The organism is Celeribacter sp. (assembly GCF_048266405.1).
Taxonomy (GTDB): Bacteria; Pseudomonadota; Alphaproteobacteria; order Rhodobacterales; family Rhodobacteraceae; genus Celeribacter.
The window spans coordinates 1-5,209 of record NZ_JBLWZO010000045.1; the positions used below are offsets into that span (position 1 = coordinate 1).

Genomic DNA, 5,209 nt, shown 5'->3' on the forward strand with positions numbered 1-5,209 from the left:
TGTTTGGCGGGAAAACCGTCCACTGGACGCTTTTCTTTTTCCGCCTGCACTCCAGTTGAAGTACGTAGCTTGGCCCCCTCCCGGGATCATGCGCCGCATGACCCTGTCGGGCAGCGGATGCCGGCCTTACGACAGCTCTCAGCAACCGTTGTGCTTTCCTCGCCTTGCTTGAGAATGAACGCATTCTGCGCGTCCGTGAACTTCGATGCTTCATGCGTTTCCACTCCTACCCCAGCTCAGGAAAAATCTAGCGGAAAACTCTAACCAAAACGATGACGTTTTTAGGGATCACAGCAAAGTTGGATACGTCATAGCACGCTGTCCGATAAAGCAGGACCACTTCAGACGTCTGACAAGACTTACTTTTCATGTTCAGACAATACCCACAACGACATCATAAGAAAGCTGATGACAAACATACTCAATGTTACGCTATGAATGAAGATTATGTCAGTCAACGACAGCACGAACAATTGCGTCAGGAATAACGCGATAACAATGACTTGTTTTAAGTTTTTAGCCATCCAGAAAACACTAAGATAAGCCAGAATGACGCTTAAGGAGCCAACCAAACCAAACCGAACCGTTAGGTCAATTATCTCATTGTGAAAATGAGAATGTATTACCGCGATATCAAGAGAGCCGTATGTTGCATGGACCGTCTGATCTAAAGTTTGTCGACTTCCCCAGCCAAGCAATGGCTTGTCCTTTATCATTCCCAATGCGACGCGCCAAATCTCCATTCGGCTAATTCCTGAGCTTGACGAAGCCGTTTCAATCGTCGCTGATTTGTCAAACCACCACAGCAGACTTGCAAGTCTGTTTACGAAAACTGAATAAGCCTCATGATTAAAAAACCGTTGCAAAGGTAGTATGGTGACAACCCCTACAAGAGACACCAGTTTGTAGTTTCTTTTGGCTCGTCCAAATAGCAACCAAAGTAAGACTATCAAGATTGCAACAAAAATTGGCATTCGACTACCGGTCAAGAAAACGACCCAAAATGCCGCGATAATGCCCATCGTGTATTCAATGTCTGGCGTTCGAAGGTTCTGGGACGATATGCAGCTCCAAAATAGAAATTGGACCGCGATCATACCGAGGGGGATAGGATTATATCCAAATCTAGCCCTTCCAACTCCTAATACCCAGACTTCATAGGCTGCGAAAACCGCGTACAAAATTGCAACGCCAACGACCGCCCTTTGTAGTGATCGAAAGCCAATTCTGTTTTTCTGGGTTAGTATAACGAGTGGGAGAAGTAACCCGACAGGCGCGAAATTCACCATAATGCGCAACCCGCTATAAATTTGGCCGGTTGTGATAACTTCGGAGATCGTGAGAACGAGGTAAGATGCAAAGAACATTTTGGCTGGTAGAGCAATCTTGGATGTCTCGGCGTTTGTGCCTTTTACGGTGTTGTTGAGAAAGATGTTCAGGGTTGAAAACATCATGAACAATAGTAGAAAATTCAAACCGACGCTTGTGTCTAGGCCGGTTCCAAAAATCGTCAAGGTAAGCAAAATGTAGCTTGCAAGTGGTGAAAAAATCTTTTCAATCATTGTATAGAGCCTTTGTGGGAAAAACCGCCATTCTTTTTTGTTTTAATAGTTAGTCCCAAGGTCATCTTCTCCGAATTGGTGCAACATTTGGTAGTTCAGGCAGAAAGCCTTACATAATTTCTTGGCTGTTTTGGATTGTCACGTGATCTGCGAGGAAGCGCGACGTTACTCGTTTTGCTTTGATGAAATACCACAATTGCAGCGCTATACTTTTCATGAATCGAAAATATGGTCGGTCGTGATCTTCAACAGTATCCGGTGGAAGTATGGCTGCGCTCTGACAATAATACCTATATTCAGCCGTAGACCTTTTGGGTAGTCGGCCATCGACGTCATTCCAAATATTCTTGCCTCCGATGGTGCGCACCGGTCGCGCGCCGAAAAACTCGCCCCAAAGTATGACTTTGGAATTAGGCATCCAGTTCCAAACAGGTGAAAGCTCGGTCCAATTATTGTGGAATAGTAAGTTCAATAGCGATTGGTCGTGGAGCAGCAAAGCATCTGTGTCCATGTACAGAACGCGGTCGTATTCTTTCGAGAGGAGTTCAATTGCCGGAAGGCGGCGATATGAGTAGCAACTCAGGCGATCAATCGAGATGATCGTTTTGAAAATTCCCACATCAGGGAGGTAAAGGAAGCGAACGCCAACAGGTACATGATTGCCGACATCCAAATCGTCCGAGCAAATACCAATTTCCAAGCGTTCTTGGCTTTCAATCTGTAAAAACCATGCAATAAAATTGGCATAGTTCAGGTAGCCCATATTGCAGGACATGAAAACACAGGTCTTCATACTTCTCTTGATACTCCTGAACTGAACCTCAGTTTCACTTTGCCCGGATGTGAGTTGGTAGACAACGGGCTTTTCGAGCCAATTCCAGTGTCAGAATGTGTTTAGCTCGCTTGGATAGAGATATCTATCGGTTTTCGAACACAACCTAGGCGGGTTCCCATCATTTCGCACCCTGTAGTCGCGCATCCAGGGCTCCCATCCGTGGACCATATGTGGAAACTTGTCCCAGAATCTGTCAAGGGCGGTGCACAATTGGGCCACTGTCGGTGGTTTACGACAACGACAGCTTCTTGGTTGCAATGATTGAAGCAGATGGCCGCCGTCGCCGAACGCAGATGTTCACAGAGATGTCGTCTCACTACCTGTTGGATGATCGTTATGGTCGCCCAGGCAAGGGGTCTTACCGACTCCGCGGTACGTTCAATTGCACCTGATATCGCACTTCGTCCTTGTCGAGACATCGCTTCTAGAGGCGCTTTCGGAGCTACATTCTGACGCTTCGACAGATGCATTCCTATGCGTTTATCGTATCGCAGACGCTCTGGTGTCTCTACATAGGCTTTAGAAAAGAGTTTCGGATCAGATGAGATAATATCCTCTGAAAACACGGTTGAAATTTCGTTTTCGATTAGGTGGAAAATGCTATTGCGAGACAGTTTCGAAAATCCAGTTGTAAAGTACTGGTTCAACCGACGACCATCTGTCTGATCTTCTATCCGCCCCAGTAATTCAGTTTCAAGAGCCCCCCAATCACAGCCTCTCGAGAAAGAAGTGTCCGTCGTCATATAAAGTTGGACGTCAGAGCGGCTTGAGCATTGGAGGCTCTGGCTCGTTTGTGTGATAGATTATGCGGCCTGTTTTTGATGTTGCAAGCGGCGTTGTTTGATTGTCTGCTTTTTGAGGTGGTCTCAACCGGTCGATGCAACACTTTAATCTTTAGGAAAAGATGGAGTGTTTTGAATGAAGTATCGTCGCATGTAACCAGGGCAAGCTCGCGGGACACTTGCGGTGTTAGTGTAGCTTGTCTCTGAGAGCTTCGTAAGGGGTCTTGCCGTTGTGTGCGCCGTGCGGTCTGACGAAGTTGTAAAACCGTTCCCATTCGTCGAGTTTGGCCTCGAGATCGACGTCACCTTTGTAGCTGAGTAGCTGATAGAATTCCTGCTGATCGGAACGGTGGGATCGCTCGACTTTGCCGTTCAATTGCGGTGTGCCGCGCTTTATGTAGGCGTGCCTGATGCCGAGATCTTCGACGTGCCAATGGAATTTGGCTTGGAACTCATGGCCGTTGTCAGTTCGAACCTCGCGAATGCGGAATGGGAACTTTTCGATGATGTGGTCAATGAAGTCGATGGCGTTTGCTTGCGTGTGCTTCTCGTAGACCTTGAGAGCGCGAACTCTGGTCGCATCATCAATTGCGGTATATTGGAAACGACGAACCTTTTTGCCGCCTTTTCCTTTGAAGGTCAGAAACTTAACGTCCACTTGGATGTGATGTCCTGGCACCTGCTTTTGATATCTCTTGGTGTGCAATTTGCGCATTCGTGTGCCTCTGGCAGCCGGTTAAGACCGTTGCGCTTGAGGATACGGTTGACGCCGGAATCCGAGATTTTAATGCCATGATAGCGCGCCAAATACCAGACGATCCTGATTGGTCCGAGGTGATATTTGCGGCGCAGATATAGTACCTTATCTACGATCTCTGGCGGCGTCTGGTTGGCTGGATTCTTTGGAATAGATTTGGCGTTTTTCAAGCCAGCTTCGCCATGCTTTTGATATGCTTCACGCCATCTAGAAAAACTTGACCTGCCGATCCCAAAATAACGGCATGCTTTGTGTACATTGCCGATCTTCTCGGCGTGTTGGAGCACTTTAACTTTGCGCTGAATCTCGCGATCTTCGTTGGTCATGAATACTTCTTCCATCCCAAATCAGGGAATTTACAGGAAGTGTCCCGAGAGTCCGGGCATATCTACAAAAGAAAATCATAAAAGTCCGAAAAATCGCGCTCAAGAGCTGGCTGAATATTTGGGAAAACAATCGCACTGGATTTTTCGAAAGGCACTTCGTCAGTTCGCGTGGCTGGAAAAATAATCCATTGATCACCGTTGGTTACCACTGCAAATGGAATAGAGAGCTTTCGTCCATAATCACGAGCCTGCACAATGGCTGCTCCTGTATCTCCGCTCACCAACTTTCTATTCAATAGCGTCTTACGCTTGTCACTTACTATTAAGTCGGCACGCCCAGACCTTTTTGCCTCAACCACCAGCGAAGAAAATCCTGTCCTAAGGACGTAATCCGAATATGAAGTGTTGCCGTCCTCACTTACCCGCTCTTCAACGCTAGTGTCATCATGCCCCCAACCCAGAACCTCAAAAATAATTCGGTCGATTAGCTTTAATCTCGTCTCAGCCTCATTTGCATCCGAAAGAGTTAGTCTGCGGTGACGTTCCAGCAGTTCTGGAACAAGTGATGACAATGAAAAACGCTCCTTAATTCAAAGCGTAGCAGAAACTCCGTACAATCACACAATAGAGCCCAAGAGTCAGCCATAGCAATACGGAAATTTGACACACATCTGTTGGGTGGTCCCCAATGTGAGCATCGTAAACAAAACGTAGCTACAATACTAACCGCACCCCCCTATATCGCAGAGTTAAATGAAGCTGAACACTCGACACTGTTACCCAAAAGCAACCCCTCACATCGCCTCGGTTTGCTTCCACGGTGCTTCCATTGGCGGAATAGAAACGCAAACGGCCCCGCGATTGCGGGGCGTAAGTATTTGATATTATTGTATTATTTTGGTTGCGGGAGTAGGATTTGAACCTACGACCTTCAGGTTATGAGCCTG

At 47.0% G+C, this 5,209-nt stretch carries 3 protein-coding genes and 1 pseudogene; all 4 read right to left on the reverse strand.

What is annotated here, in order from left to right; genetic code table 11:
• Positions 1-359: 359 nt before the first annotated feature.
• Positions 360-1,562, reverse strand: coding sequence for an O-antigen ligase family protein (locus ACN0TS_RS19145; RefSeq protein ID WP_417260900.1), 1,203 nt, complete (start codon positions 1,560-1,562; stop codon positions 360-362).
• A gap of 109 nt (positions 1,563-1,671) precedes the next feature.
• Positions 1,672-2,355, reverse strand: coding sequence for a hypothetical protein (locus ACN0TS_RS19150; protein ID WP_417260901.1), 684 nt, complete (start codon positions 2,353-2,355; stop codon positions 1,672-1,674).
• 1,011 nt (positions 2,356-3,366) lie between these two features.
• Positions 3,367-4,262, reverse strand: a pseudogene (locus tag ACN0TS_RS19155) (IS481 family transposase).
• A gap of 62 nt (positions 4,263-4,324) precedes the next feature.
• A complete protein-coding gene (locus ACN0TS_RS19160) occupies positions 4,325-4,834 on the reverse strand; it encodes a hypothetical protein (protein ID WP_417260902.1) in 510 nt (169 codons plus the stop codon).
• Between the last annotated feature and the right edge of the window lie 375 nt (positions 4,835-5,209).